Origin of the sequence: Pseudomonas sp. IzPS59 (assembly GCF_014863505.1) — a bacterium.
GTDB lineage: Bacteria > Pseudomonadota > Gammaproteobacteria > Pseudomonadales > Pseudomonadaceae > Aquipseudomonas > Aquipseudomonas kribbensis.
Genome location: NZ_CP062251.1, coordinates 1,914,644 through 1,941,204, shown reverse-complemented (window position 1 = coordinate 1,941,204; position 26,561 = coordinate 1,914,644). Strand labels below are relative to the sequence as shown.

At 60.2% G+C, this 26,561-nt stretch carries 21 protein-coding genes; 15 read left to right on the top strand and 6 right to left on the bottom strand.

The genetic code is table 11. From position 1 onward, the window contains the following. Positions 1 to 35: 35 nt before the first annotated feature. Complete coding sequence (locus tag IF189_RS08815) at positions 36 to 968, bottom strand: lipid A biosynthesis lauroyl acyltransferase (RefSeq protein WP_134825961.1); 933 nt, start codon at positions 966 to 968, stop codon at positions 36 to 38. A 116-nt stretch (positions 969 to 1,084) separates the two neighbouring features. On the opposite strand from IF189_RS08815, the gene minC reads away from it, so the two are divergent. The 7 genes from minC (at position 1,085) to IF189_RS08780 (ending at position 7,688) form a co-directional block, all read left to right on the top strand. Next, on the top strand, positions 1,085 to 1,822 hold the full coding sequence (gene minC, locus IF189_RS08810; protein ID WP_085710676.1) for a septum site-determining protein MinC: 738 nt from the start codon (positions 1,085 to 1,087) through the stop codon (positions 1,820 to 1,822). A 169-nt stretch (positions 1,823 to 1,991) separates the two neighbouring features. Beyond that, a complete protein-coding gene (minD, locus tag IF189_RS08805; protein WP_064378705.1) occupies positions 1,992 to 2,804 on the top strand; it encodes a septum site-determining protein MinD in 813 nt (270 codons plus the stop codon). Next, positions 2,804 to 3,058: a cell division topological specificity factor MinE gene (gene minE, locus IF189_RS08800; protein ID WP_007960071.1), complete on the top strand. Its 255-nt coding sequence runs from the start codon at positions 2,804 to 2,806 to the stop codon at positions 3,056 to 3,058. Before minD ends, minE begins: the two co-directional genes overlap by 1 nt. 91 nt (positions 3,059 to 3,149) lie before the next feature. After that, complete coding sequence (locus IF189_RS08795; RefSeq protein WP_119428454.1) at positions 3,150 to 3,785, top strand: RluA family pseudouridine synthase; 636 nt, start codon at positions 3,150 to 3,152, stop codon at positions 3,783 to 3,785. Between the two features lie 69 nt (positions 3,786 to 3,854). Then, positions 3,855 to 5,144 (top strand): M18 family aminopeptidase, encoded by a 1,290-nt coding sequence (locus IF189_RS08790; RefSeq protein WP_192553133.1) that lies wholly within the window; start codon positions 3,855 to 3,857, stop codon positions 5,142 to 5,144. 131 nt (positions 5,145 to 5,275) lie between these two features. Continuing rightward, the gene (locus IF189_RS08785) at positions 5,276 to 5,452 is read left to right on the top strand and encodes a hypothetical protein (protein WP_167443765.1); all 177 of its coding nucleotides are present in this window, start codon (positions 5,276 to 5,278) and stop codon (positions 5,450 to 5,452) included. A 76-nt stretch (positions 5,453 to 5,528) separates the two neighbouring features. Next, on the top strand, positions 5,529 to 7,688 hold the full coding sequence (locus IF189_RS08780; RefSeq protein WP_192553132.1) for a mechanosensitive ion channel family protein: 2,160 nt from the start codon (positions 5,529 to 5,531) through the stop codon (positions 7,686 to 7,688). Positions 7,689 to 7,986: 298 nt separating this feature from the next. Here IF189_RS08780 and IF189_RS08775 read toward each other — a convergent pair whose 3' ends face one another. Both IF189_RS08775 and IF189_RS08770 read right to left on the bottom strand, forming a co-directional pair. Next, a complete protein-coding gene (locus IF189_RS08775; RefSeq protein ID WP_134828704.1) occupies positions 7,987 to 9,288 on the bottom strand; it encodes an IS4 family transposase in 1,302 nt (433 codons plus the stop codon). A gap of 203 nt (positions 9,289 to 9,491) precedes the next feature. Then, positions 9,492 to 10,205 (bottom strand): UTRA domain-containing protein, encoded by a 714-nt coding sequence (locus IF189_RS08770; RefSeq protein WP_134825959.1) that lies wholly within the window; start codon positions 10,203 to 10,205, stop codon positions 9,492 to 9,494. 351 nt (positions 10,206 to 10,556) lie between these two features. Between IF189_RS08770 and IF189_RS08765 the strand changes: the two genes are divergently transcribed. From IF189_RS08765 to IF189_RS08740, 6 genes are all read left to right on the top strand, one after another. Continuing rightward, complete coding sequence (locus tag IF189_RS08765; protein ID WP_085710620.1) at positions 10,557 to 11,621, top strand: ABC transporter substrate-binding protein; 1,065 nt, start codon at positions 10,557 to 10,559, stop codon at positions 11,619 to 11,621. Between the two features lie 182 nt (positions 11,622 to 11,803). Then, positions 11,804 to 12,610 (top strand): alkaline phosphatase family protein, encoded by an 807-nt coding sequence (locus tag IF189_RS08760; protein ID WP_134825957.1) that lies wholly within the window; start codon positions 11,804 to 11,806, stop codon positions 12,608 to 12,610. A gap of 5 nt (positions 12,611 to 12,615) precedes the next feature. Further along, entirely contained in the window at positions 12,616 to 13,452 is an 837-nt protein-coding gene (locus tag IF189_RS08755) for an ABC transporter permease (protein WP_167748736.1), read from the top strand. Beyond that, positions 13,439 to 14,239 (top strand): ABC transporter permease, encoded by an 801-nt coding sequence (locus tag IF189_RS08750; protein WP_065261898.1) that lies wholly within the window; start codon positions 13,439 to 13,441, stop codon positions 14,237 to 14,239. The genes IF189_RS08755 and IF189_RS08750 overlap by 14 nt, the downstream gene beginning before the upstream one ends. Then, a complete protein-coding gene (locus IF189_RS08745) occupies positions 14,236 to 15,225 on the top strand; it encodes an ABC transporter ATP-binding protein (RefSeq protein WP_134825956.1) in 990 nt (329 codons plus the stop codon). The genes IF189_RS08750 and IF189_RS08745 overlap by 4 nt, the downstream gene beginning before the upstream one ends. Positions 15,226 to 15,259: 34 nt before the next feature. Beyond that, positions 15,260 to 15,913: an HAD family hydrolase gene (locus tag IF189_RS08740; protein ID WP_192553131.1), complete on the top strand. Its 654-nt coding sequence runs from the start codon at positions 15,260 to 15,262 to the stop codon at positions 15,911 to 15,913. A gap of 45 nt (positions 15,914 to 15,958) precedes the next feature. On the opposite strand, the gene IF189_RS08735 is transcribed toward IF189_RS08740, so the two are convergent. Then, positions 15,959 to 16,921: a zinc-binding dehydrogenase gene (locus IF189_RS08735; protein ID WP_192553130.1), complete on the bottom strand. Its 963-nt coding sequence runs from the start codon at positions 16,919 to 16,921 to the stop codon at positions 15,959 to 15,961. 181 nt (positions 16,922 to 17,102) lie between these two features. Between IF189_RS08735 and IF189_RS08730 the strand changes: the two genes are divergently transcribed. Next, complete coding sequence (locus IF189_RS08730; RefSeq protein WP_162803468.1) at positions 17,103 to 19,187, top strand: carboxy terminal-processing peptidase; 2,085 nt, start codon at positions 17,103 to 17,105, stop codon at positions 19,185 to 19,187. 134 nt (positions 19,188 to 19,321) lie between these two features. Beyond that, a complete protein-coding gene (locus IF189_RS08725) occupies positions 19,322 to 21,112 on the top strand; it encodes a bifunctional diguanylate cyclase/phosphodiesterase (protein ID WP_192553129.1) in 1,791 nt (596 codons plus the stop codon). A gap of 139 nt (positions 21,113 to 21,251) precedes the next feature. Here IF189_RS08725 and IF189_RS08720 read toward each other — a convergent pair whose 3' ends face one another. Both IF189_RS08720 and IF189_RS08715 read right to left on the bottom strand, forming a co-directional pair. Then, on the bottom strand, positions 21,252 to 21,668 hold the full coding sequence (locus IF189_RS08720) for a hypothetical protein (protein WP_225739954.1): 417 nt from the start codon (positions 21,666 to 21,668) through the stop codon (positions 21,252 to 21,254). Beyond that, entirely contained in the window at positions 21,668 to 26,449 is a 4,782-nt protein-coding gene (locus tag IF189_RS08715) for an RHS repeat-associated core domain-containing protein (RefSeq protein WP_192553128.1), read from the bottom strand. Before IF189_RS08715 ends, IF189_RS08720 begins: the two co-directional genes overlap by 1 nt. Positions 26,450 to 26,561: the final 112 nt, after the last annotated feature.

Below are 26,561 nucleotides of genomic sequence, written 5' to 3'. Positions count from 1 at the left end.
CGCAACGCTCCGTGGTGCTTATGGGATGGGGTGAATCAACGACGTTTGGCGTACAGCTTCGGCTCGCCCGGCGGACGGCTCTTGAAGCGCCGGTGCGCCCACAGGTATTGCTCGGGGCAATCGCGCAACACGCCTTCCACCCACTGATTGATGCGGATGCAATCGGCTTCTTCGGTCTCCCCCGGGAAACCTTCCAGCGGCGGATGGATCACCAGACGATAGCCGCTGCCGTTCGCCAGACGCTCCTGGGTGAACGGCACCACCAGCGCCTTGCCCAGTCGGGCGAACTTGCTGGTGGCGGTGACCGTTGCGGCCTGAATGCCGAACAGCGGCACGAAGATGCTTTGCTTGGCGCCGTAGTCCTGATCCGGCGCGTACCAGATCGCGCGCCCGGAACGCAGCAGCTTGAGCATGCCACGCACGTCATCGCGCTCCACCGCCAGCGAATCGAGATTGTGCCGCTCGCGACCCTGACGCTGGATGAAATCGAACAACGGGTTCTTGTGCTCGCGGTACATGCCGTCGATGGTGTGCTGCTGGCCGAGCAGCGCCGCGCCGATTTCCAGGGTGGTGAAATGCACCGCCATCAAAATCACACCTTTGCCTTCGCGCTGGGCCTTTTGCAGGTGCTCGAGGCCTTCGACGTGGGCCAGTTTTGCCAGACGCTGACGGGACCACCACCAGCTCATCGCCATTTCAAAGAACGCGATGCCGGTGGAGGCGAAGTTTTCCTTGAGCAGGCGTTTGCGCTCGGCGGCGGACTTTTCCGGGAAACACAGTTCCAGATTGCGCTTGGCAATGCGCCGCCGGTCGCCGGCGAAGCGATACATCAGGGCGCCGAGAAAACGACCGATGGCCAGCAATGCCGGATAGGGCAACTGCACCGTCAGCCACAACAGCCCCAGGCCGCACCAGAGCGGCCAGAAGCGCGGAGCGAGAAATGCTTTTCGAAAACGCGGGCGATCCATTAAAGCTTCCGTAAATAAGTGGCCGCGCATTCTACATCGTTCAGCCCGGCTTGCGGCTGGCGGGCGTTCTCGTTATAAGTCTCGGCACTTTTAGTGACAAGCCGTTGTATGCCGACATGAGCCAAAACGAATCGCCAGACCAAGATCCCGTGTTCCAGTTGAAGGGCAGCATGCTCGCCATCACGGTGCTCGAGCTGTCCCGTAACGACCTGGACAGCCTCGATCGGCAACTGGCCGCCAAAGTCGCCCAGGCACCGAATTTCTTCAGCAACGCGCCGCTGGTCCTGGCGCTGGACAAACTGCCGCCGAGCGAAGGCGCGGTCGATCTGCCGGGCCTGATGCGCGTGTGCCGCCAGCACGGCCTGCGCACCCTGGCGATCCGCGCCAGTCGCATCGAAGACATCGCTGCCGCCATCGCCATCGACATTCCGGTGCTGCCGCCGTCCGGCGCCCGTGAACGGCCGCTGGAAACCGCCGAACCCGTTGCACCGAAGAAGCCGGAAAAGCCGCCGGAGCCGACCGTCAAACCGACCCGCGTCATCACCACGCCAGTACGTGGTGGCCAACAGATATATGCGCAAGGTGGCGATCTGGTGGTGGTGTCCTCGGTCAGTCCGGGGGCGGAACTTCTCGCCGATGGCAACATCCATGTATACGGCCCGATGCGCGGTCGTGCGCTGGCCGGGGTCAAGGGTGACACCAAGGCGCGGATTTTCTGTCAGCAATTGAGCGCTGAACTGATCTCCATCGCAGGCCATTACAAGGTTTCCGAAGACCTGCGTCGCGATCCGATGTGGGGTTCGGGTGTACAGGTCAGCCTGTCGGGCGACGTGTTGAACATCATTCGGCTTTAACGGATACTGCCGCATTTTCCAAGCATCTCTAAAACGTAGCGAAAACGGCTCAAACGAAGTAGGAAAAAGGCCAAAAGCCGAATTCCAGCCAAGGCTGTCCGACTGCAGTAGTTTTCAAGAGATGTTTTTCAGGGGCTGAACAGTCCTTCTTCCTTAGGGGTGAAACACCTTGGCCAAGATTCTCGTGGTTACATCCGGCAAGGGTGGTGTGGGTAAGACCACCACCAGCGCCGCTATCGGTACCGGCCTCGCTCTGCGCGGCCACAAAACAGTAATCGTCGACTTCGACGTGGGCTTGCGTAACCTCGACCTGATCATGGGTTGCGAGCGCCGCGTGGTGTATGACTTCGTCAACGTGGTCAACGGCGAAGCCAACCTGCAACAGGCCCTGATCAAAGACAAGCGCCTGGAAAACCTTTACGTACTGGCCGCCAGCCAGACCCGCGACAAAGACGCGCTGACCCAGGAAGGCGTGGAAAAAGTCCTGATGGAGCTCAAGGAGCAATTCGAGTTCGTGGTCTGCGACTCCCCGGCGGGCATCGAGAAAGGCGCCCACCTGGCCATGTACTTCGCTGACGAAGCGATCGTCGTGACCAACCCCGAAGTGTCCTCGGTACGTGACTCGGACCGCATGCTCGGCCTGCTGGCCAGCAAGTCCCGTCGCGCCGAACGCGGCGAAGAGCCGATCCAGGAACACCTGCTGATCACTCGCTACCACCCGGAGCGCGTCGAAAAAGGCGAAATGCTGGGCGTCGAAGACGTCAAGGAAATCCTCGCCGTGCGCCTGCTGGGTGTCATTCCGGAATCCCAGGCCGTGCTCAAGGCTTCCAACCAGGGCGTCCCGGTTATCCTCGACGACCAGAGCGACGCCGGCCAGGCCTACAGCGATACCGTTGATCGCTTGCTGGGCAAGGAAAAAGAACACCGGTTCCTGAATGTCGAGAAGAAGGGATTCTTCGAGCGTCTGTTTGGAGGTAGGTAATGAACCTTTTTGACTTCTTTCGTGCCAACAAAAAGCCAAGTACCGCCTCGGTCGCGAAAGAGCGTCTACAGATCATCGTGGCGCATGAACGCGGCCAGCGCAGCACCCCTGACTATCTGCCTTCCCTGCAAAAGGAACTGGTGGAAGTGATCCGCAAGTACGTCAACATCGGCAACGACGACGTACACGTGGCACTGGAAAGCCAGGGCAGCTGCTCGATTCTGGAACTCAACATCACCCTGCCCGATCGCTGAGTCGATCCGGCAGGAACGACGGCGGCTCAGGGCCCTTCCGACACCGGAAGGGCCCTGAGCCGCCGTTGGCATTTGTTACGAGGCTGTTTTAATGCCGCTGTCCAACATCCACATCATCCATCAGGACGCCGCCGTACTGGTGGTGAACAAACCGACCCTGTTGCTCTCGGTGCCCGGCCGGGCCGACGACAACAAGGACTGCCTGATCACTCGCCTGCAGGAAAACGGCTACCCGGAAGCGCGTATTGTCCATCGTCTGGACTGGGAAACCTCCGGCATCATCCTGCTGGCCCGCGACGCCGATACCCACCGCGAACTGTCGCGGCAGTTTCACGACCGCGAAACCGAAAAGGCCTACACCGCCCTGGCCTGGGGCCAGCCGGAACTGGACAGCGGCAGCATCGACCTGCCCCTGCGCTACGACCCGCCAACCAAACCACGCCACGTCGTAGACCACGAGTTCGGCAAACACGCCCTGACCTTCTGGCGCGTGCTGGAACGTTGCGGCGACTGGTGCCGCGTCGAGCTGACGCCGATCACCGGCCGTTCGCACCAGTTGCGCGTACACATGCTGTCCATCGGTCATCCGCTGCTCGGTGACGGGCTCTACGCTCACGAACAAGCCCTCGCCGCCTGGCCGCGTCTGTGCCTGCACGCCAGCATGCTCAGCTTCACCCACCCGCAAACCGGTGAGCGCTTGCGCTTCGACTGTCCGGCGCCGTTCTGACCCCACCACAATGTCCCAAGCATCAGGCCGATGCGTTAAACTCCCGCCCATTGCTGTCTGGAGCTTCTTATGCGCGAAGAGTTGAACCAAGGCCTGATCGACTTCCTCAAGGCCTCCCCTACCCCGTTCCACGCCACCGCCAGCCTTGTTCAACGCCTGGAGGCCGCCGGTTATGTGCGCCTCGACGAGCGCGAGACCTGGCACACCGAAGCCAATGGCCGTTACTACGTCACCCGTAACGACTCCTCGATCGTCGCGATCAAGATGGGCCGCAACTCCCCGCTGCACGACGGCATCCGTCTCGTCGGCGCCCACACCGACAGCCCATGCCTGCGGGTCAAGCCGCAACCGGAATTGCAGCGCCAGGGCTTCTGGCAACTGGGCGTTGAAGTCTACGGCGGCGCGCTGCTGGCGCCGTGGTTCGACCGCGATCTGTCGCTGGCCGGCCGCGTCACCTTCCGTCGTGACGGCAAGGTCGAGAGCCAGTTGATCGACTTCAAGGCCCCGATCGCGATCATTCCCAACCTGGCGATTCACCTCAATCGTGAAGCCAACCAGGGCTGGGCCATCAACGCCCAGACCGAACTGCCGCCGATTCTCGCGCAGTTCGCCGGTGACGAACGCGTAGATTTCCGCGCGGTACTGACCGATCAACTGGCCCGCGAACACGGTCTGAATGCCGATGTGGTGCTCGATTACGAGCTGAGCTTCTATGACACCCAGAGCGCTGCGGTCATCGGCCTGAACGGTGACTTCATCGCCGGCGCCCGCCTCGACAATTTGCTGTCGTGCTATGCCGGCCTGCAAGCCCTGCTGACCGCCGACACCGAAGAAACCTGCGTGCTGGTGTGCAACGACCACGAAGAAGTCGGATCCTGCTCGGCCTGCGGCGCCGACGGCCCGATGCTGGAACAGACCCTGCGTCGCCTGTTGCCGGAAGGTGACGAGTTCGTTCGCACCATCCAGAAATCCCTGCTGGTTTCGGCCGACAACGCCCACGGCGTACACCCGAACTACGCCGAGAAGCACGACGCCAACCACGGCCCGAAACTCAACGCCGGCCCGGTGATCAAGGTCAACAGCAACCAGCGCTACGCCACCAACAGCGAAACCGCCGGGTTCTTCCGTCATCTGTGCATGGCCGAAGAAGTCCCGGTACAAAGCTTCGTGGTGCGCAGCGACATGGGCTGCGGCTCGACCATCGGCCCGATCACCGCCAGCCACCTGGGCGTGCGCACCGTCGACATCGGCCTGCCGACGTTCGCCATGCACTCGATCCGCGAACTGTGCGGCAGCCATGACCTGGCGCATCTGGTGAAAGTACTGAGCGCGTTCTACGCCTGCCGCGAACTGCCGTAGAAACCATGGGGATCGCAACTCCGCGTTGCGATCCCCTGCCCTGCGAAACCGGCTCATTTCTGATACACATCACCACCGGTCGGCAAAAAGCGACCTAGACTCAAATCATCCCCTTCGACAAGGCTGTCGCCATGATCTCGATGTCTGCGTTCCACTCCATGCTCATTCCGATCCTGTCCGGAATGATTCTGCTGGCGATCGGCTTCAACTTCCGCGACAAGAACGCCGGCGTGCTCGCCATGTGGATCGGCATGCTGATGATCCTGGCCACCGTGGTCTACAAGATCCTCGCCAAACTCAACGAATAAATCCGCGCCCGGCTCGCATTGATTCTGGCGGGCTCGTACACTCGCCCGATCCGCCCCTTGCGAGGTTGACCGCCTAGTGTTCGCTCGTTTCTTTGCCCTGCCCTGCCTTTTCCTCGTCTGCCTGATGACGCTGTTGCCATCGGCGCCTGCCCACGCGGTGAGCCTGCCCGGCCTGCTCAATGGCTCGAACAAGGCGCAGCCCGAGGCCCAGGAACCGCTCGGCCAGTCTCTCGACGAAGTCATCAAGTCCCTGGAAAACGATCAGCAGCGCACCCAGCTGCTGGGCGACCTGAAAAAACTGCGCGACGCCACGAAAAAAGCCCAGGCCACCCCGGAAGAAGGCGTGCTGGGCCTGATCGGCGGCACCCTGGCCAATTTCGAAAAGCAGTTCACCGGCAGCGACAGCCCGCTCAATCGCTGGTCCGCCGAATTCGAACTGGCCAAGGACGAACTGTCCGCCCTGATAATGCCGGCCAGCGAATGGCTGCCGATCATCTTCGGCTTCGCCATGATCCTGATGGTCTGGAGCCTGCTGGCCGCCGCGCTGATCTGGCTCGGCCACCGGGTGCGCATGCGCTTCGGCCTGACCGAAGAACTGCCGCAACATCCCCAGGCCCTCGACATGCTGCGCTTCGCCCTGCGCAAGCTCGGGCCGTGGATGATCGCGCTGGTCATCACCGTCTACATGAGCTACGCGCTGCCATCGTCCCTGGGCAAAAGCCTGGCGATGGTGCTGGCTTACGCACTGGTGGTCGGCACCTGTTTCTCGGCGATCTGCGTGATTGCCTTTTCCGTACTCGACGGCCCGCACCGCCACCGTGCGCTGTACATCCTGCGGCATCAGGCCTTCCGCCCGTTGTGGCTGATCGGCAGTTTCGCCGCATTCGGTGAAGGGCTGAACGATCCGCGTCTGGTGGCGGGTCTGGGCGTACACCTGGCCCACACCGCCGCCACCGTCACCAATGTGCTGGCGGCGCTCTCGACCGGACTGTTCATCCTGCGCTTCCGCCGCCCCATCGCGCACCTGATCCGCAACCAGCCACTGTCCCGCCGCCTGACCCGCCGCGCCCTCAGCGACACCATCGATATCCTCGGCACCTTCTGGTACGTGCCGGCGCTGGTACTGGTGGGAATTTCCCTGTTCGCCACCTTCGTCTCCGCCGGCGATACCAGCACGGCCTTGCGCCAGTCGCTGATCTGCACCGTGCTGCTGGTGTTGTGCATGGTCATCAACGGCCTCGTCCGCCGCCACGCCCTCAAACCCCAACGCGGGCCGAAACGCCACGCGCTGTATTCCGAACGCCTGAAAAGCTTCTTCTACACTCTCGCGCATCTGCTGGTGTGGCTGGCCTTCATCGAACTCGGCCTGCGGGTCTGGGGCATGTCACTGATCGGCTTCACCGAAGGCGAAGGCCACGACATCAGCGTCAAACTGTTCAGCCTGATCGGTACGCTGATCTTCGCCTGGCTGATCTGGATCCTCAGCGACACCGCCGTCCACCACGCCCTCACCCGCTCCCGCAAAGGCCTGGCCAACGCCCGCGCGCAAACCATGATGCCGCTGATCCGCAACGTGCTGTTCGTGGCGATCTTCATCATCGCCCTGATCGTGGCCCTGGCGAACATGGGCATGAACGTCACGCCACTGCTGGCCGGTGCCGGTGTGATCGGCCTGGCGATCGGCTTCGGCGCGCAGTCACTGGTGGCCGACCTGATCACCGGCCTGTTCATCATCATCGAAGACTCCCTGGCCATTGACGACTACGTCGACGTCGGCGGGCACCTCGGCACCGTCGAAGGCCTGACCATCCGCACCGTACGCCTGCGGGATATCGACGGCATCGTCCACACCATCCCGTTCAGCGAAATCAAAAGCATCAAGAACTACTCCCGGGAATTCGGCTACGCGATCTTCCGCGTGGCGGTGCCGTTCAACATGAACATCGACGAAGCCATCAAACTGATGCGCGAAGTCGGTCAGAAAATGCGCACCGACCCGCTGCAGCGCCGCAATATCTGGTCGCCACTGGAGATTCAGGGGGTGGAAAGCTTCGAATCCGGCAACGCAATATTGCGCGCCCGGTTCAAGACCGCCCCGATCAAACAGTGGGAAGTTTCACGGGCATTCAACCTGTCGCTGAAACGGCATCTGGATGAGGCAGGGCTGGATCTGGCGACACCGAGGATGAATGTGCAGGTGATTACCGCAGGCGGTGGTGGCCAAACTCAGGAATAGCCCAACCTCACCACTCACCACTCACCACGATGAGCGTTAGCTCGAGCACCGCTTTTGACGTGCCGGCCCCATCGGCAGGCTGAGTGGAGGGATTCATCCGGGGGTGGGCGCGTAGCGCCGTTTGGCGAAGCCAAACACATCGAGAGGAGGTGCAGCGAAGCAAACCGTAGGCGATGCCCCCGGATGAATCCCGGAACGAAGGAACCCCGAGCCTCAGCGAGGGGCCGAACGCAGGGGCCCAGCCTTTTGGTTACTTTTTGGCGTTTGAAAAAGTGACCCGCTGTAAGAGCCATCCCTTTCAAGGTCTTTTCGTTTTAGCGGCCTTGATTACCCGGTCCGTTGAAACATGTGCATGCACCGCAGTGCCTTGCACCCATGTTTTGGGTTTAGGCACCTTGGGGCCCCGTGGACTTTTCGCAACTTGTTTGGGTTGGATGTTTCTGGCCAGTTCCAACAAGCGCTGGGCCAGTTTTTCCAGAGGTATGACGGGAAAATATTCCAGGGGCAGCGCGATTTGCAGGCCTTCATAACCACTCCGGACCTGAACCGCCAAGTGATAGGTTGAGGCTTCCCAGCCGTCAGGCTGAGTATCCTGATGGGCTTGCTCGACGCTTCGCTTGAGTACGGCCAGGACGTTGTAGGCCAATACCGCGGTAGCGAACCCGAGCAATGCAGCCTTTGGACTACCAAGGGTTTCGATTTCGCTTTCCAGGATTGCTTCCAGTCGCTGGAACATGCCTTCTATGCTCCAGCGACGGCGATAGAGTTCCGCGATCTGCTGTGCGCTGATGCTTTCAGGCAGGTTGCTCCAGAACATCAAGCTGCTGTCACCCGAGTCCGTTGGCGAGTGAAGCGTCAGTTCAACACGCCGACACTGGTAACCGCCTCTGACCTGAATAATCTGCTCACGCACAGTGCCCGTGTTTACAGGCACTGGTTCTTGCCAATGCCCCTCTTGAATCAGGCGTGGATGCTTGGCTTGTTGACGAATGACAAAGGAGGTTTTGACCTGCTCGCAAGCCTCCATGACCGGGAGCGTGCAATAGAGTCGATCGGCCAGCCACACCTGGCCCGGCTCGGCATCGGCCAAGAGAGGCAACACGCAAACACGCTCGCTTGCGTAGGCATCCTCGCACGCCTGCAGGTCGATGACCTGGTCCAGGTCGGGGTCGTAGACAACCACCGAGAAACCGGGTCGAGCGGCACCACGCTCGTGGCGTAAAGCCCCCAGTCGTTTCTCGGTGGATGCCAAGTGATTACCGTCTACCACCCGGACCTGCCACTCCGGCAGCATCTGCGTGCAACCCAACTCCTTGATGGTTGGAGCCAGGCGCTGCGCACAGCCCGTGACCAGTGCGCGCAACAGAGCTGGCTCGGTACGACTGATCTTGTCGTAGAGCGCCGCCAGACTGACAGGAAGATCTTCCAGTTGCCGCGCGGCGGCGTGCAGGGAAGGCTTCAAGCCCAATGAAACAAGGGACATCAGCTTGATAATGGTCGAGAACAACAGCTCACGAGAATACTGCCGTTGCCGATGTTCTTCGAAGACCTGATCAACCCACTCAGGGGCAATAGCGTGCTCCAGTGCCAATTTGGCCATAACGCTGGCAGGTGCTTTTTTCTCGAACCTCGCTAAAACCTCTGCCCACATCGCTTCGTCGTCCTGACTGAATTTTTGGGGCATTTTAACCAAAGACCTTGAAAGGGATGGCTGTAAGAGCGGAACCGCCAGCCGCAACACCCGAAAAAACGGATATTCACCCAAAACAACCCAAAACCTGGTCGGCCCAAAGGCCGCCAAGGTCAAACAACATCCACACCGACGTGAATCGCATCATGCCGCCAAAACTCCAGATCACAATCAATCAACCGCCCCGACTGATCATAATTGACCCGAGCAATCCGCAACCCCGGACTCCCCACCGACACCCGCAAAGCCGCCGCCGCATCGACCGATAAAGAAGTCGGCACAATCTCGAACCGCACCCGCCCATAGTGCAAATCGTAATGCCGCGCATACAGCTCGGTAATCGACTGATTCAGATCAAACTCCAGAATCCCCGGGAAATATTGCGGATTCAGATAATGCTCCACATACAACACCAGCCGCCCATCGATCCGCCGCGACCGGCAGATCTGAATCACACTCGACAACGCCGGCAACTGCAACCACGCACAGACTGCCGCTGACGCCGGCTGCAAGCGCGCCGAAATCACCTCGGTCGACGGCACCCGCCCCTGCGCACTGACCATCGCGTGAAAGTGACTGCGCTGCATCAGGTTGTAGGCCAGCCGCGGTGGCGACACGAACCAGCCCCGACGCTCCTCGCGATAAATCTGCCCTTGCGCCTCCAGTTGCAACAAGGCTTCACGCACAGTAATGCGCGTAGTGCCGAACAACTCGCTGAGCTTGCGCTCGGCCGGCAACTTGCTGCCCGCCACGAGCAAACCGTGGTCGAGTTGCTCCTGAAGGATCTGCCCAATGGCTGTCACCGCTTTTGTTGCCTCATCGCGCATCAACGTTACCTATCTGGACTAGACCAGCACTGTTTCGGGGCAAAACCGCACGACTATTGCGCCGCTCGGTCGTGTTGCAAGCCTAGGCAGTGCAGATGACCGAGAGATGACAAAACTACCGAGCGGTCGCGCTGACAACTTGCAATACATCGGCCAAGTCCCTTGCCAGCCGGGACTTTGAGGGTGGTCTACGCTTACCGGGCAGCCGTAGATACCGGAGAAAATAATCGCTGGTCAGGCACGCGCCGACATCAAAGTGTCATCCAGCCCCCCTACATTGGCTCAGGTATTGCTGACCTAGACCAACACAAACCGCAATCGCAGCGTTGAACACGACCAAGGAGCTTCGGAATGAAACAGCTTTTCCTGGCAACACTGTTAGGCTCGACCATTGCCATGTGCACCGCCGCCATGGCGGCTGATGATCTGAAAACCCTCGAAGCCGCTGCGAAAGCGGAAGGCGCCGTCAACAGCGTCGGCATGCCCGATGACTGGGCCAACTGGAAAGGCACCTGGGAAGACCTGGCCAAGACCTACGGCCTGAAACACATCGACACCGACATGAGCTCGGCCCAGGAAATCGCCAAGTTCGCTGCCGAGAAAGACAACGCCACCGCCGATATCGGCGACGTCGGCGCGGCCTTCGGCCCGATCGCGGTCAAGCAAGGCGTGGTGCAACCGTACAAGCCGACCACCTGGGATCAGGTGCCTGCATGGGCCAAGGACAAGGACGGCAACTGGGCGCTGGCCTACACCGGCACCATCGCCTTCATCGTCAACAAGAAGCTGCTGCACGGCTCCGAAGTGCCAACCAAATGGGCTGACCTCAAGGGCGGCAAATACAAGGTCTCCATCGGTGACGTGAGCACCGCTGCACAAGCGGCCAACGGCGTACTTGCCGCAGCACTGGCCAACGGTGGCGACGAGAAAAACATCCAGCCTGCCCTGCTGCTGTTCGCAGACATCGCCAAGCAGGGTCGCCTGTCGATGGCCAACCCGACCATCGCCACCATGGAAAAAGGCGAGATCGAAGTCGGCGTGGTCTGGGACTTCAACGGCCTGAGCTACAAGGCCAAGATGGCCAACCCGGATGACTACGTGGTGCTGATCCCGTCCGACGGCTCGGTGATTTCCGGCTACACCACCATCATCAACAAATACGCGAAGAACCCGAACGCCGCCAAGCTGACCCGCGAATACATCTTCAGCGACGCCGGCCAGACCAACCTCGCCCGTGGCAACGCCCGTCCGATCCGCGCCGAGCACCTGACCCTGCCGGAAGACGTGAAAGCCAAGCTGCTGCCGAACGAGCAGTACAAGAAGGTCACCCCGATCAAGGATGCTGATGCGTGGGAAAAAACCTCCAAGGCTCTGCCGCAGAAGTGGAACGAAGAAGTCATCGTAGAGATGAAGTAAGCCGATAGATCCCCACTGGGTCTGGCACAAAACCCTGTGGGAGCGGGCTTGCCCGCGAAGGCGTCATATCATTCAACCCATGTGTTGAATGTGAAATTGCCATCGCGGGCAAGCCCGCTCCCACAGGATCCGTGTCGATTTCGAGTTTCCCGTTTTTATTGTTTCGCGGAGTTTTTGCCCCTATGAAGCACAACGTCATCCTTGTCGTGCTCGACGGCCTCAACTACGAGGTCGCGCGTCACGCCATGGGGCATCTGCAGGCTTACGTTGGCGCAGGACGCGCCGCGCTCTACCAGTTGGAGTGCGAGCTGCCGGCCCTGTCCCGACCGCTTTACGAATGCATCCTCACGGGCGTGCCACCGATCGACAGCGGCATCGTCCACAACAACGTCTCGCGCCTGTCCAACCAGCGCAGCATCTATCACTACGCCCGTGATGCCGGTCTGAAAACCGCCGCCGCGGCGTACCACTGGGTCAGCGAGCTCTACAACCGCTCGCCGTTCGTAGCCGCCCGGGATCGTCACACCGATGACCCGACGCTGCCGATCCAGCACGGCCACTTCTACTGGAACGATCACTACCCGGACTCGCACCTGTTCGCCGACGCCGAAAACCTGCGCCTGCGCCACGCCCCGGACTTTCTGCTGATCCACCCGATGAACATCGACGACGCCGGCCACAAGCACGGCCTCGACACCCCGCAATACCGCAACAGCGCACGCAGCGCCGACATCATCCTCGCCGACTACCTGCAAGGCTGGCTCGACGCCGGTTATCAAGTGCTGGTGACCGCCGACCACGGCATGAACAACGACCGCTCGCACAACGGCCTGCTGCCGGAAGAACGCCAGGTGCCGCTGTTTGTGCTCGGTGATGCCTTCAGCCTGAACGCGGACGCCACACCGAAGCAGACCGACCTCTGCGGCACCGTTTGCGAGTTGCTCGGCGTACCTCACGACAAACCTGTGTGCCGGGAGTTGCTCAAGTGAACTCAATGACTCGCGGCAAATGGCTGGCCGCCCTGTGCCTGGTGCCCTTCGCCCTGTTCTTTATCGTGTTCGAAATCGCCCCGCTGGTCTGGGTGATGATCAACAGCCTGCAATCGGAAGAGTTCGGCTGGGGTTTCGCCAATTTCAGCAAGATCTTCAATTCGAAGTTCTATTTGCAGGCGATCCAGTACAGCCTCGAAATCAGTTTCTGGTCGAGCGTGTTCGGGATCATCATCGCGGTGCTCGGCGCCTACTCCCTGCGTCGGGTCGATTCGAAACTGCGCAATTTCGTCAACGCTTTCGCCAACATGACCAGCAACTTCGCCGGCGTCCCCCTGGCCTTTGCCTTCATCATCCTGCTCGGCTTCAACGGCAGCATCACCATCATGCTGAAACAGGCCGGGATCATTCAGGATTTCAACCTGTACTCGAAAACCGGGCTGATCATCCTCTACACCTACTTCCAGATTCCTCTGGGCGTCCTGCTGCTGTACCCGGCGTTCGATGCCCTGCGTGAAGACTGGCGTGAATCCGCAGCGCTGCTCGGCGCTGACGGCTGGCAGTTCTGGCGTCACATCGGCCTGCCGGTGCTGACCCCGGCCCTGCTCGGCACCTTCGTGATCCTGCTGGCCAACGCCCTCGGTGCCTACGCCACGGTGTACGCGCTGACCACCGGCAACTTCAACGTGCTGCCGATCCGCATTGCGGCGATGGTCTCCGGCGACATTTCCCTCGATCCGAACCTGGCCAGCGCCCTGGCCGTGGTGCTGGTGGCGCTGATGACCCTGGTGACCGTCGTGCATCAACTGCTGCTGAAGAGGAGCTACCATGTCTCGCGCTGAATCCGGCCCGGCCGGCGTCTACCACCGCGTCGTGGTCTACCTGCTGTTCGCCATTCTGCTGCTGCCGCTGCTGGGCACCCTGATCTATTCGATCGCCAGCAGTTGGTCGGCCACCGTGCTGCCCAGCGGCTTCACCTTCAAGTGGTACATCCAGTTGTGGAGTGATCCGCGCTTCCTGCACGCCTTCGGCCAGTCGCTGCTGGTGTGTGTCGGCGCGCTGATTCTGTCGGTGGTGCTGATCCTGCCGCTGCTGTTCGTGGTGCATTACCACTTCCCGAAACTCGATGCGCTGATGAACATCCTGATCCTGCTGCCCTTCGCGGTGCCGCCGGTGGTGTCGTCGGTGGGTCTGTTGCAGCTCTACGGTTCGGGGCCGTTCGCGATGGTCGGCACGCCGTGGATCCTGATCGGTTGCTACTTCACCGTGGCACTGCCGTTCATGTACCGGGCGATCACCAACAACCTGCAAGCGATCAACCTCCGTGACTTGATGGACGCCGCCCAACTGCTCGGTGCCAGCACCTTCCAGGCGGCTTTCCTGGTGGTGCTGCCGAACCTGCGCAAGGGCCTGATGGTCGCTTTGCTGCTGTCGTTCTCGTTCCTGTTCGGTGAGTTCGTGTTCGCCAACATCCTGGTCGGCACCCGCTACGAAACCCTGCAGGTTTATCTGAACAACATGCGCAACAGCAGCGGCCACTTCACCAGTGCGCTGGTGATTTCCTACTTCTTTTTCGTGCTGGTCCTGACCTGGGTCGCCAACATCTTGAACAAGGACAAAAGCGAATGAGCTATGTCAGCGTCCAACACCTGCAAAAAAACTACGCCGGCACCACGGTGTTCAGCGACATCAACTGCGAAATCCAGAAGGGTGAATTCGTCACCCTGCTCGGCCCGTCCGGTTGCGGCAAATCCACCCTGCTGCGCTGCATCGCCGGCCTGACACCAGTGGATGGCGGCAAAATCCTGCTCGACGGCGTCGACATCGTGCCGCTGACGCCACAGAAGCGCGGGATCGGCATGGTGTTCCAAAGCTATGCGCTGTTCCCCAACATGACCGTGGAGCAGAACGTCGCCTTTGGTCTGCGCATGCAAAAGGTCAACCCGGACGACAGCCACAAGCGTGTTACCGAGGCGTTGAAACTGGTTGAACTCAACGACTTCGCCAGTCGTTATCCGCATCAGCTCTCCGGCGGTCAGTGTCAGCGTGTCGCCCTCGCCCGCTCGCTGGTCACCCGTCCGCGCCTGTTATTGCTGGATGAGCCACTGTCGGCTCTTGATGCAAGGATTCGCAAACACCTCCGCGAACAAATCCGTCAGATCCAGCGCGAGCTCGGCCTGACCACGATCTTCGTCACACACGATCAGGAAGAAGCCCTGACCATGTCTGACCGGATTTTCCTGATGAATCAGGGAAAGATCGTACAAAGCGGCGACGCCGAAACCCTCTACACCGCACCGGTCGACGTGTTCGCCGCCGGCTTCATCGGCAACTACAACCTGCTGGATGCCGAGAGTGCGTCGAAGCTGTTGCAGCGGCCGATCAACCACCGCATCGCGATTCGCCCGGAGGCCATCGAGCTGAGCCTGAACGGCGAACTCGATGCACAGATTCGCAGCCACAGCCTGCTGGGCAACGTGATCCGCTACCGCATCGAGGCCCGGGGCGTGGAACTGGTGGTGGATGTGCTCAACCGTTCGGCGGCGGATCTGCACCCCGACGGTCAGCGCCTGGCGCTTTCCATCGATCCGACAGCCCTGTGTGAGGTAGCCTGATGACTTTGCTGACGTTGAAGAGAGAACTGCACTGATGGCCCTGGCAATTTTTGATCTGGACGAAACCCTGATCCACGGCGACTGCGCCACCCTCTGGAGCGAGCAGATGGGCCGCCTGGGCTGGGTCGATCCCGAGTCGTTCATGCGCAAGAACAATGAACTCATGGACGCCTACAGCCATGGCAAGTTGCGCATGGAAGACTACATGGAGTTCAGCCTCGAACCGCTGATCGGTCGCACCCCGGAAGAAGTCGAGCATCTGGTCGGGCCCTGGGTGGAAGACTTCATCGAACCGATCATCTTCAGTGACGCGACCAAAACCATCGCCGCCCACCGCAAGGCCGGTGACCGGATTCTGGTGATCTCGGCCTCGGGCACGCACCTGGTCAAACCGATTGCCGAACGACTGGGCATCGATGAAGTTCTGGGCATCGAACTTGAAGTGGCCCATGGCGTGTACAGCGGCCACACCGTAGGCACCCTGACCTATCGCGAAGGCAAGATCACCCGTCTGCTGGAATGGCTGGACGCCGAAGAGGAAAACCTTGAGGGCGCGAGTTTCTATTCCGACTCACGCAATGACCTGCCGCTGCTGCTGAAGGTGGATTTCCCGCACGTGGTCAATCCGGATCCGGTGTTGCGCGAGCAGGCCGAGAAAGCTGGCTGGCCGATCCATCTCTGGAAGTAAGCGATTGTCTTGTGGGAGCACATTGGCTCCCACAAGCCTCGATGATCAGCTCAGGCTGTCGTCGATCACCAGTACCAGCTTCCCGGCGACCGTGTTGCTCGCCAGCTCGGCGAACGCCGCTTCGGCATCCTTGATCGCAAAAGTCCTGGCCAGTTGCGGTTTCAGGCGCCCTTCGGAAAACAGCGGCCACACGTGCTGGCTCAGATCGCTGAACAGATCCGCCTTGAACTGATCGTCACGGCTGCGCAGGGTCGAGCCCAGCAGTTGCACACGCTTGGCCAGCACCTGGGCCAGATCCAGTTTCGCTTCGCGGCCACCCATCAGGCCGATCAGCACCCAACGCCCGTCCTGAGCCATCAGCTTGAGATTCAATGCGGAATAATTGCCGCCGACCGGATCCAGGATTACATCGAACGGCCCAAAGTCCCGCAGGCTTTCCAGATCGTCAGTGCGCACCACACCGCCCTGGGCGCCCAGCGCTTCACAGTAGGCCAAACGTTCGGCCGATCCGACGCTGACCCAGCACGGATTGCCAAACGCCTTGCACAGTTGAATGGCGGCAGAACCGATGCCACTGGCGCCGGCATGCAGAAGAACTTTCTCACCCGGTTTGAGCGCAGCGAGTTGAAACACATTCAGCCAGACGGTCGCGTACACCTCAGGCAGTGCAGCCGCTTCGATCAGCGACACACCGTCCGGAACCGGCAGCACATGCCGCCCGTCGACGACCACTTCTTCGGCCATCCCGCCCCCGGCCAGCAAGGCGCAGACCCGATCACCGACCTGCCAGGACGAGCCGGCGCCGACTTCGCTGATGACTCCGGAGCATTCAAGCCCCAGCACCTGACTGGCACCCGGCGGCGGTGGATAAAGGCCCGCCTTCTGTAATAAATCCGCGCGATTGAGGCCCGCTGCCGCCACCCGGATGCGAACTTGTCCTACATCACACGTAGGACTTGGTTCATCAACCCATGCCACTTGACCTTCAACGCCTTGCAATGCCTTCACAGTGCCTCCATAGTGAGTCTGGACTGAGCCCGAAGCTGTAGCGCCGGGCTTTTTGCATTATGCGACCGGCCCTGGGGTCTGAACGATCGCTGAACAGCAGTTATCGTACAGAGCGTAGAGGTACCGGCGACTTCAAAGACGGCCTAATATGCGTTATCAATTGTCCCCGCGTCGAATCAGCATGAAGCATCTGCTCCCCAGCACCGCCCTCGCTCTTTTCATCGGTATCGGCCTCTTGCCGGTGTCGGGCAGCACATTCGCAGCCAACAGCTGGGACAAGTTGCAGCCTGATCGCGATGAAGTGATTGCCAGTCTGAACGTCGTCGAGTTGCTCAAGCGCCACCACTACAGCAAGCCGCCGCTCGACGATGCGCGCTCGGCGATCATCTACGACAGCTACATCAAGCTGCTGGACCCGTCGCGCAGCTACTTCATGGCCAGCGACATCGCCGAATTCGACAAGTGGAAGTACCAGTTCGACGACTTCCTCAAGAGCGGCGACCTCAACGCCGGCTTCACCATCTACAAGCGTTATCTGGACCGCGTGAAGGCGCGTCTGGACTTCGCCATCGCCGAGCTGGACAAAGGCGTCGACAAGATGGACTTCACCACGAAGGAAACCTTGCTGATCGATCGCAAGGACGCCCCGTGGCTCAAATCCACCGCCGAACTTGACGACCTGTGGCGCAAACGCGTGAAGGACGAAGTGCTGCGGCAGAAGATCGCCGGCAAAGAGCCGAAGCAGATCCAGGAAACCCTGACCAAGCGCTACAAGAACCAGTTGGCGCGTCTGGACCAGACCCGTGCCGAAGACATCTTCCAGGCGTACATCAACACCTTCGCCATGTCTTACGATCCGCACACCAACTATCTGTCGCCGGATAACGCGGAAAACTTCGACATCAACATGAGCCTGTCCCTCGAGGGCATCGGCGCCGTGTTGCAGAGCGACAACGATCAGGTGAAAGTTGTGCGTCTGGTGCCGGCAGGTCCTGCGGACAAGACCAAACAAGTTGCTCCTGCCGACAAGATCATCGGCGTTGCCCAGGGCAACAAAGAGATGGTCGACGTGGTCGGCTGGCGCCTGGACGAAGTGGTCAAGCTGATCCGTGGTCCGAAAGGCACTGTGGTGCGTCTGGAAGTCATCCCGGCCAGCAATGCGCCGAACGACCAGACCAGCAAGATCGTGCCGATCACCCGTGAAGCGGTGAAGCTCGAAGACCAGGCCGTGAAGAAATCCATCCTGAGCCTCAAACAGGACGGCAAGGACTACAAGCTCGGCGTGATCGAGATTCCGGCCTTCTATCTGGACTTCAAGGCGTTCCGTGCCGGTGATCCGGATTACAAGAGCACCACTCGCGACGTCAAGAAACTGCTGACCGAACTGCAGAAAGAGAAAGTCGACGGCGTGGTCATCGACCTGCGCAACAACGGCGGCGGTTCCCTGCAGGAAGCCACCGAGCTGACCAGCCTGTTCATCGACAAGGGCCCTACCGTGCTCGTGCGTAATGCCGATGGCCGGGTCGATGTGCTCGAAGATGAAAACCCGGGCGCGTTCTACAAAGGCCCGATGGCGCTGCTGGTCAACCGCCTGTCCGCCTCGGCTTCGGAGATCTTCGCCGGCGCCATGCAGGACTACCACCGCGCGCTGATCATCGGTGGCCAGACCTTCGGCAAAGGCACCGTGCAGACCATCCAGCCGCTGAACCATGGCGAACTGAAACTGACCCTGGCCAAGTTCTACCGGGTTTCCGGCCAGAGCACCCAGCATCAGGGCGTACTGCCGGACATCGACTACCCGTCGATCATCGACACCAAGGAAATCGGCGAGAGCGCCCTGCCGGAAGCCATGCCGTGGGACACCATCCGCGCGGCGATCAAACCGGCGGTCGACCCGTTCAAGCCGTATCTGGCCCAGCTCAAGTCCGAGCATGACGCCCGTTCGGCCAAGGACGCGGAGTTCGTGTTCATCCGCGACAAGCTGGCCCTGGCGCAGAAGCTGCTGGAAGAGAAAACCGTCAGCCTCAATGAAGCCGATCGTCGTGCCCAGCACGCCGACATCGACGCCAAGCAACTGGCGATGGAAAACATCCGTCGCAAGGCCAAAGGCGAAGAACCGCTCAAAGAGCTGAAGAAAGAAGACGACGACGCCCTCGCGGCAGCCGAGCCGGACAAGGTCAAACCGGAAGACGACGCCTACCTGAGCGAGACCGGGCGCGTGCTGCTGGATTACCTGAAGCTGAGCAATCAGGTGGCCAAGAAGTAAGGTGATGGCAATTTAATGGTGACGATCCCCGGATCGTCATCAAACAGTCATCATTCTGTCGTGCAATAAAGGACTGGGAGCGGTTCTCTTCATCGAGAGCGCTCCCAGTCCTTTTTTTATCGCCAGAGATTGCCATGACCACGACCGAACAGCTGAGTGCCTTGAGCTCGATCCTGACTCAAAGCGGTTTGCACAGCCTGTTCCAGCCGATCATTTGCCTCTCTGAACGACGCATTCTCGGTTATGAAGCCCTGACTCGCGGCCCGTCCAACAGCCCGCTGCACTCCCCCATTGCCCTGTTCGCCGTGGCTCGTCAGGCCGGGCGTTTAAGCGAACTGGAAATCGCCTGCCGCCAAAGCGCCTGCCGCCGTTTCAACGAACAGCAACTGCCGGGCAAACTGTTTCTCAACGTCTCTCCCGAATCCCTGCTCGAAGCCGCACACCAGCCGGGGCGCACGCTGCAACTGCTACAGGACTTTGGCATTCCACCGAGCCAGGTGGTGATCGAACTCACCGAGCAGACGCCGATCGATGACTTTCAGTTGCTGCAAACGGCGCTGCATCACTACCGGGCGATGGGATTTTCGATTGCACTGGACGATCTTGGCGCGGGTTATTCAAGTCTGCGCCTGTGGTCGGAGTTGCGGCCGGATTACGTGAAAATCGATCGACACTTTATCGACGGCATTCATCAGGACGCGTTGAAGCGCGAATTCGTTGGATCGATCCTGCAAATCGCCAAGGCCTCCCGGGCCCAGGTGATTGCCGAAGGTATCGAATTGCCGGAAGAGCTGGCGGTGCTGACCGAAATGGGTGTCGATCTGGTCCAGGGCTACCTGCTCGGACGCCCGCAAGAACACCCGCCACGCGACGCCCGGGCCTTGATGCCCAAACACGACAGCAGCGCAGTGGCGCTGAATGACGAAGGCAGCGACCTCAGCGCCCTGCTCAACGATCAGCCGGCCGTGAATCGCGACACACCCACCGCCACAGTCCTCGAAGCGTTTCGCCGTCAGGCCAACCTGAACTCGCTGGCAGTGCTCGACGAACAGGGCCAGCCGTGCGGCATCGTGCATCGCCATTCATTGTCCGATGCCTTGCTCAAACCGTTCGCCACCGACCTGTTCGCCCGCAAACCGATCAGCCGCCTGATGAACGACGACTTCCTCGCCGTGGAAATGAGCCAGTCGCTGCAACAAGTCAGCCGCCTGATCACCAGCCGCGCCCGGCAACGCATCGAAGAAGACTTCATCATCACCCTCAACGGCAGCTACCTGGGCCTGGGCCGGGTGATCGATGTGCTTAAACTGATTACCGAACTGAAAATTCAGCAGGCTCGGTATGCCAACCCGCTGACTCTGCTACCCGGCAACGTACCGATCCAGCAATGCCTGACACGGTTGCTGCAACAGGGGCGGGAGTCGGTTATTTGCTATGTCGATATCGATAGCTTCAAACCCTTTAACGATATCTATGGGTATGGGCGGGGGGATGAGGTGTTGTTGTGTCTGGCGCAATGCCTGAACGAACGCGTCGACCCCTCCCGTGATTTCGTCGGGCATATTGGCGGGGATGATTTCCTGTTGGTGCTCGGCCCGGAGGATTGGCGCAAACGGCTGAACCAATTACTTGATGATTTTCAGAGCCAATGCCGACGGTTTTATCGCCCGGAACACCTTGAGGCTGGGTGTTTTGTTGCGCCGAATCGGCAAGGCATTCGGCAGGAGTTTCCGTTGTTGTCACTGTCCATTGGCGTTGTGCATTTGCATCCTGAGGCTTGTGCGCAGCTGGATGCGAGCCAGTTGGCAGAGATGGCTTCACAGGCGAAGCATCATGCGAAGAATGTGCCGGGGTATAGTGTGCATGTGATTGATAGTCTCGCCGCTCCCGAGCTTCATTCTCCGCAACTAATGGGTCAACGCTGAGCCCAGACCACGTCCCCCGCGGAAGCAGGGCTGCACACGAAGGGTAGGTTAACGCAACTAACTAATTAATTACCCAAACACTAACTCAGCAAACAAAGCCAATAACTCCAATTATTTATTTTAATTTTAACAGTCACACTCACCATGTGGATCTATCCTCACTCGCTGCGAGTTCAAGGTCTTCCCTCCAGATATCTCCCGCCAAACGGTAGACCTCTTTAAAAAAACAACGCGAACTGTCTAACGCATACCATTCCCCCCTAGGCCAGCTAGACGTCTCGCACTCATCAATATAAAAGAGACTACTAAAATCATAGCTTGAATCATCTAACGCTACTTTTAAGGCTTCAACCAAAACCAGCTTATGTCTATATGAAAGGTATGGCAGGTTCAGACAATACTTCCTGATGAGAATCTCTCTATCCTCAGGAATATTCGGATTATATACAGCTAGTTCTAGGCCTCGAGTCTCCTCTCGATCATAAACATCGAAAACGCCAATAAACCAGGTGAATCTTGGTTCGAATCGCTCATTCAAATAGGGATCTTTCAGCATTATTTTTTCTCCGACGGGAAGCCTGTAAATGGTTTTTGCGTGTTTATTTCATCAAACTTAACTTCAAACCAGTTCATATTCTCATTCAGTATCGGACTTTGCGGATCTGTCCTATTTGGTTTATACCCCCGCCCTGCTCCAGGCAATTCAAACCTAACTATCGGATTATCATTCTGATCCTTTCCCGTATGCCTGATTAAGCCATTTTCATCCCTAGTCATCGCCTTATTTAATGCACCCAAATGCATTCGCCAGTTATGAAACTGTGAGCTTGGATTTCCTCTGGGTGGTGTTGGGGTGACGCCAGTGTGAGGATCAGTACCATCGATGGCTCGCTGCCTAAGTGCCGGATCAGAAATTTCAGAACTATGTTTTTTGATGGTGTGCATATCATAAAGGTCTTCATATTCAGTTACCCGTCGCTTGGCGTTTTCCTCAGCTACCTCATCAATCCTCGCCCGCCGCTCCTGCGCTGTCATCTTTGGCAGAGGGGGCGCGCCCTCTTCGACGACCACGCGACCCGCTTCGTATCGCATCGGACGGCGCGGGGTCGGCGGCGGGCAAGTACAACTCAACCCCAACGGATCCACCCACCCCGTCGGATTCGGCACGTACCGGTATTGGTTCAACCCACCCGCCAGCTTCACCGGATCCGGCGTCAGGTACCGTCCAACGTCCGGGTCGTAGTACCGGTGCCGGTTGTAGTGCAGTCCGCTTTCCGCATCGAAGTACTGCCCCTGAAAGCGCAGCGGCTGGTCGAGGTAATCGTCGGTCGCCAGTTCCACCGAGGTGACCTTGCCGTAGGCGCTGTATTTGGCTGACCAGACGATGTCGCCGCTGTAGTCGGTCAGTTCCTGCGGGGTGCCGAGGTGGTCGAGCTGGTAGTAGAACGGGCAGGCGCGTTTCGGGCCTTTGCCGTCGAGCAGGGCCAAGGGGCGGAAGGTGCCGGGTTCGTAGATGAAGCTGCGGTGTTGTTCCTTACTGCTCTCGGCGATCAGGTGGTCGCCTTGCCAGAAGAATTCGGTGGTCTGGCCGTCGACGGTTTTGCGGATGCGGCGGCCGAAGGCGTCGTATTGGTAGCTCGCGGTGCTGCCGTCGGGGCGGGTCAGGCCGATCAGGCGGTGCTGGCTGTCGTAGCGGTATGCAGTGACCAGTGTTTGCGCGCGGCCACGGCGTTCGCGGATCAGGTTGCCGAAGGCGTCGTAGTCGTAGTGGCGGTCGCCCTGCATCAGCAGGCGGTTGCCTTTGATCTGTGTCGGGCCCGGGCGTTCCTGCAGCAGCAGGTTGCCGGCCGGGTCGTGGGCGAAGTTTTCCGGCACATCGTCGCGGGTGTGGCGCACGCGGATCAGCCGGTCGAGGGCGTCGTACTGGTAGCTGCGCTGGCCATGGCGGGTGTCGGTGATGTGTTCGAGGTTGCCGTTGGCGCTGTACGCAAAGTCGCGGCGGTACAGCGCACTGCGTTGATGGCCGACAGCGTGGGACAGCAAGCGGCCCTGTTCGTCGTAGGCATATTCGCTGAGCAACAGACCCTGCTGGCGCTGCTCTTCGCGACCGTTCTGGTAGACGTGGCGGGTGAGCAAGGCGCCATTGAGGTCGATCACGGTCAGCGCGCCGCCCTTGGCGTAGTGGTAATCGAGCTTGCTGTTGTCCGGCAGACGCATCCGGGTGAGTTGGCCGCAAGCATCGTAGGTGTAACGCAGCGTGCCCCAGCCCTGGTGCTCACGGACCAGGCGGTCCTGCAGGTCGTATTCGAAGGCCAGCGGATGGTTCTGGCCGTCGTCCACACCGACCAAACGACCGAGACGGTCGTAGCGGTAGCTGACCTCAACTCCGTCCGGCAGGGTCTTGAGCAGCAGACGCCCAGCGGCATCACGTTGATAGCCGGTGACCAGCGTCGAGCCGTCATCGCCGTACTCGGTCTTCTCCAGCAGATGACCGTTGCGGTCATAGGCATACGCGATGCGCCGCCCATCAAAACCGGTTTCCTGTCGGATCAGTCCGGTGGGCGTGTAGTCCAGCAGGTACTTCTCGCCGGACTCGTTCTCGATCTCCGTCAACAGCAACTGCGCATGGTCATAGCGGTACTGCAGCCGCGTGCCATCGGGGTTGATCCGCCGGCTGACCAGGTGCAGATCGTCGTCATACTCGTAGCGGGTGATCCGACCTAGTTCATCGCGTTCGGCGGTGATCTGGCCGTAGGCGCTGTAGGACCAGGCGCGGGTGGCTCCGGTTGGAAGCGTGGTCTGGATCAGGCGGCCAACGGCGTCCCACACATGACGGGTGACGGCGCCGTGTTCATCCTGCGCAGTAATCCGTCGCCCCAACGCGTCGTAGGAAAACTTCCGAACTCCACCGTCGGGCAGGCTTTCCTCGACCAGTTGCCCGAGGTCGTTCCACACGAACACATGCCGGCCGCTGTCCGGATAACGGATCGACAGCAACCGCCCCTGCGGGTCGTGGTGGTAATGGGCGACATGGCCGTCGGGATCGACGACTTCGGTGATGTCGCCCTGGGCATTACGCCGGTAGGTCCACTCCGCCTCGCCCCGGCTACGGCGGTGCAGGAAACCGTTGCGATACTCGTAGGACGTCGGCGCATCGTCCGGCGGAATCAGCGCGATCAGCCGTCCGACATCGTCATAGCGGTATTCGGTGACCGCCCCCAGCGCATCCTGCTCGGCGACCAGCCGGCCCGCCGAATCGTAAGCCTTGAGCTGCTCGCCACCGTCGGCCGCGACCTGACGCACCAGACGCGCCGTGTCGTCGTGGACGTAAACCTCTTCGCGGCCGTCGACGTACTGCACCGTCACGCTGCCGGCGTCATCCCAGACGTAACGCGTGTCCATCTGCGAAAACGACGCCCAGTGCCGCACGCAGCGCGCCGACTTGCCGGAACGCTCCCACTCCCAGAAGAAGCTCGCGCCGCCGGTTAACTGCCGTTGCAGGATGACGTGGGCATCGTCGTAGTCGTAACGCTCGCTCTCGCCGACGGCGTTGGTCGCCTCGATCAACCGATGACGGGCATCGAAGCGGTAGCTGACCAGCGTCTGCTCGGTGCGCCAGGCGGATTCACAAAAAATCTGATAATCGACCGCGACCAGATGCGCCCGCTCGTAACGCATCAACAAACAACGACCGGCCCCGTTGTCGAGGCGCTCAACGCGATCCAGACGATCCCGGGTAATACGCAACCGGTTGCCGTACGCATCGCTGACAACCGTCAGACGCCCAGCCCGAAAGTGATAAAACCGCGCCGCATCCCCCGCCAGCGCAACAATCAGTTCCTCCGGCTCATCCCCGAGAAAGATCGCCGCCCGCGACAGACTGTTGTGAATCGCCGGCCGCTCAATGCTCGGCAGCGGAAACCGCGTCCGCCGGTTCTCGTGGTCAACCCAGACCACGCCATCGCCATCAACTTCCAGCCGATGTGCGAGCGAATGACTCCAGCCAAACCCCAACCCGACATCGATTTCCGCCGCACTGGTGCGATACAACCGGCTGAACTCAAACGGCAACAGCCCATCGAGCACCCCATCGGTCAGCGTCAGCAGTTCCTCGCCGGTGACCATCGACACCGGACAACCGTTGGTGCAGGTGCGGGGGACGCAATCGGCGCTGTCGCCGTTGGGATTCTTCGCCTGATCAGGCTTGTCGTCGTGATGCTCGTCTTTTTTCAGGGAAGCGTTGCGTCTGGCATCCCAACGCAATTGCATGCGGCCCTTCTTCACGCCGGCTGCGATACCTCGTGCAGCGACGGATTTGTAGTGGTTCACGTAGTCGATGACGGCGCCGACGATGCCGAACAACGCCTTCACCAGACGCGTCACCGCCGACAACAACTGAGCGCCACGATCCACCAGGCGCAAGGTCAGATACGCAATCCCCGCCCCGGCGCCCACGAAAGTCAGCACAACGCCGATCAACACATCAATCAGCAGTTGCACCACTACCATCGAGACGGCTTCGGCGGTTTTCCCGGCAAGTTCGCCGGGCGGCAGCATCTCGAGCCACAGACTGGCCGTGCGCAACAACAGACACAGCGCCGCTTCGTCACTGACGAGCAGTTGCAACTGCTCCATTTTCTCCGGCATCGACGCCGCGAATTCGGCCAACGCGGTCGCGCTATCTCCCAGCCGGTCAGCAAACTGAAGAGGATCCTTGAGAATCTCCGACAGCAACCCAATGCTGTCCCACACCCCCTCGATCGCCGCCCAACTCCCGGCCAGCAAGCCGTTGCCCGCCGCCGTCGCCACCGACTGCGACCACTGCGGCTTGAAGCCCTGCCACTCGCTGCGCAGCCAACTGTCCAGTTGCCGAGTCAGGTCATCGTAGGACTCGAAAAGCTCATCACCCTGTTGCTCGCTGGCGCCGCCGTGCACCACCACCCGATAGAACTTGCCCGGCTCACCGGTGAACAAACCCTTGCCCTGAGCATCGAGCGTGATCGACTTGACCTCGCCACCACCCACCGCCACCACATCAACAACGATGTCGCCCAACGGAATGTCGTACACCGACTCGAACTTGCTCTCGATCTCCATCCGCCCGGTTTCCGGGCATTGCACGACGGCCGAAGAGAAATGCTTGTCGTCAATGGCGACCGCTGTGCTGTGTGCGCCGAAACGGATGATCCGCTCCATCCCCATCAGTGACGGCAGATCGGCCGCATGGCTGATGCTGTCTGCCGAGCGGCTCAACCAGTGCCTGAGCTGTTCGCGATAGAGATCGAGGGTGCGGGGAAAGCTGTCGAGCTCCTGCTCGATGCGGGTGATGGCCTCCATCAACGCATTCCCATGCGCATGACGAAATGAAAAACCGGGTCGAACATGGGCGTTCCCTCGCGCAAAAATCAGGCGAAGGACTTTGCGGGGGATCAAACAGAAAAGAAGTCAG

Excerpts from the sequence above, each read along its gene's own strand:
- IF189_RS08755 (WP_167748736.1), top strand. The coding sequence starts at position 12,616 with ATGACTCGCGGCAAATGGCTGGCCGCCCTGTGCCTGGTGCCCTTCGCC.
- IF189_RS08760 (WP_134825957.1), top strand. The coding sequence starts at position 11,804 with ATGAAGCACAACGTCATCCTTGTCGTGCTCGACGGCCTCAACTACGAG.
- IF189_RS08765 (WP_085710620.1), top strand. The coding sequence starts at position 10,557 with ATGAAACAGCTTTTCCTGGCAACACTGTTAGGCTCGACCATTGCCATG.
- IF189_RS08730 (WP_162803468.1), top strand. The coding sequence starts at position 17,103 with ATGAAGCATCTGCTCCCCAGCACCGCCCTCGCTCTTTTCATCGGTATC.
- IF189_RS08815 (WP_134825961.1), bottom strand. The coding sequence starts at position 968 with ATGGATCGCCCGCGTTTTCGAAAAGCATTTCTCGCTCCGCGCTTCTGG.
- IF189_RS08725 (WP_192553129.1), top strand. The coding sequence starts at position 19,322 with ATGACCACGACCGAACAGCTGAGTGCCTTGAGCTCGATCCTGACTCAA.
- minC (WP_085710676.1), top strand. The coding sequence starts at position 1,085 with ATGAGCCAAAACGAATCGCCAGACCAAGATCCCGTGTTCCAGTTGAAG.
- IF189_RS08795 (WP_119428454.1), top strand. The coding sequence starts at position 3,150 with ATGCCGCTGTCCAACATCCACATCATCCATCAGGACGCCGCCGTACTG.
- IF189_RS08785 (WP_167443765.1), top strand. The coding sequence starts at position 5,276 with ATGATCTCGATGTCTGCGTTCCACTCCATGCTCATTCCGATCCTGTCC.
- IF189_RS08740 (WP_192553131.1), top strand. The coding sequence starts at position 15,260 with ATGGCCCTGGCAATTTTTGATCTGGACGAAACCCTGATCCACGGCGAC.
- IF189_RS08775 (WP_134828704.1), bottom strand. The coding sequence starts at position 9,288 with ATGGCCAAATTGGCACTGGAGCACGCTATTGCCCCTGAGTGGGTTGAT.
- IF189_RS08790 (WP_192553133.1), top strand. The coding sequence starts at position 3,855 with ATGCGCGAAGAGTTGAACCAAGGCCTGATCGACTTCCTCAAGGCCTCC.
- IF189_RS08715 (WP_192553128.1), bottom strand. The coding sequence starts at position 26,449 with ATGGAGGCCATCACCCGCATCGAGCAGGAGCTCGACAGCTTTCCCCGC.
- IF189_RS08720 (WP_225739954.1), bottom strand. The coding sequence starts at position 21,668 with ATGCTGAAAGATCCCTATTTGAATGAGCGATTCGAACCAAGATTCACC.
- minE (WP_007960071.1), top strand. The coding sequence starts at position 2,804 with ATGAACCTTTTTGACTTCTTTCGTGCCAACAAAAAGCCAAGTACCGCC.
- IF189_RS08750 (WP_065261898.1), top strand. The coding sequence starts at position 13,439 with ATGTCTCGCGCTGAATCCGGCCCGGCCGGCGTCTACCACCGCGTCGTG.
- IF189_RS08770 (WP_134825959.1), bottom strand. The coding sequence starts at position 10,205 with ATGCGCGATGAGGCAACAAAAGCGGTGACAGCCATTGGGCAGATCCTT.
- IF189_RS08745 (WP_134825956.1), top strand. The coding sequence starts at position 14,236 with ATGAGCTATGTCAGCGTCCAACACCTGCAAAAAAACTACGCCGGCACC.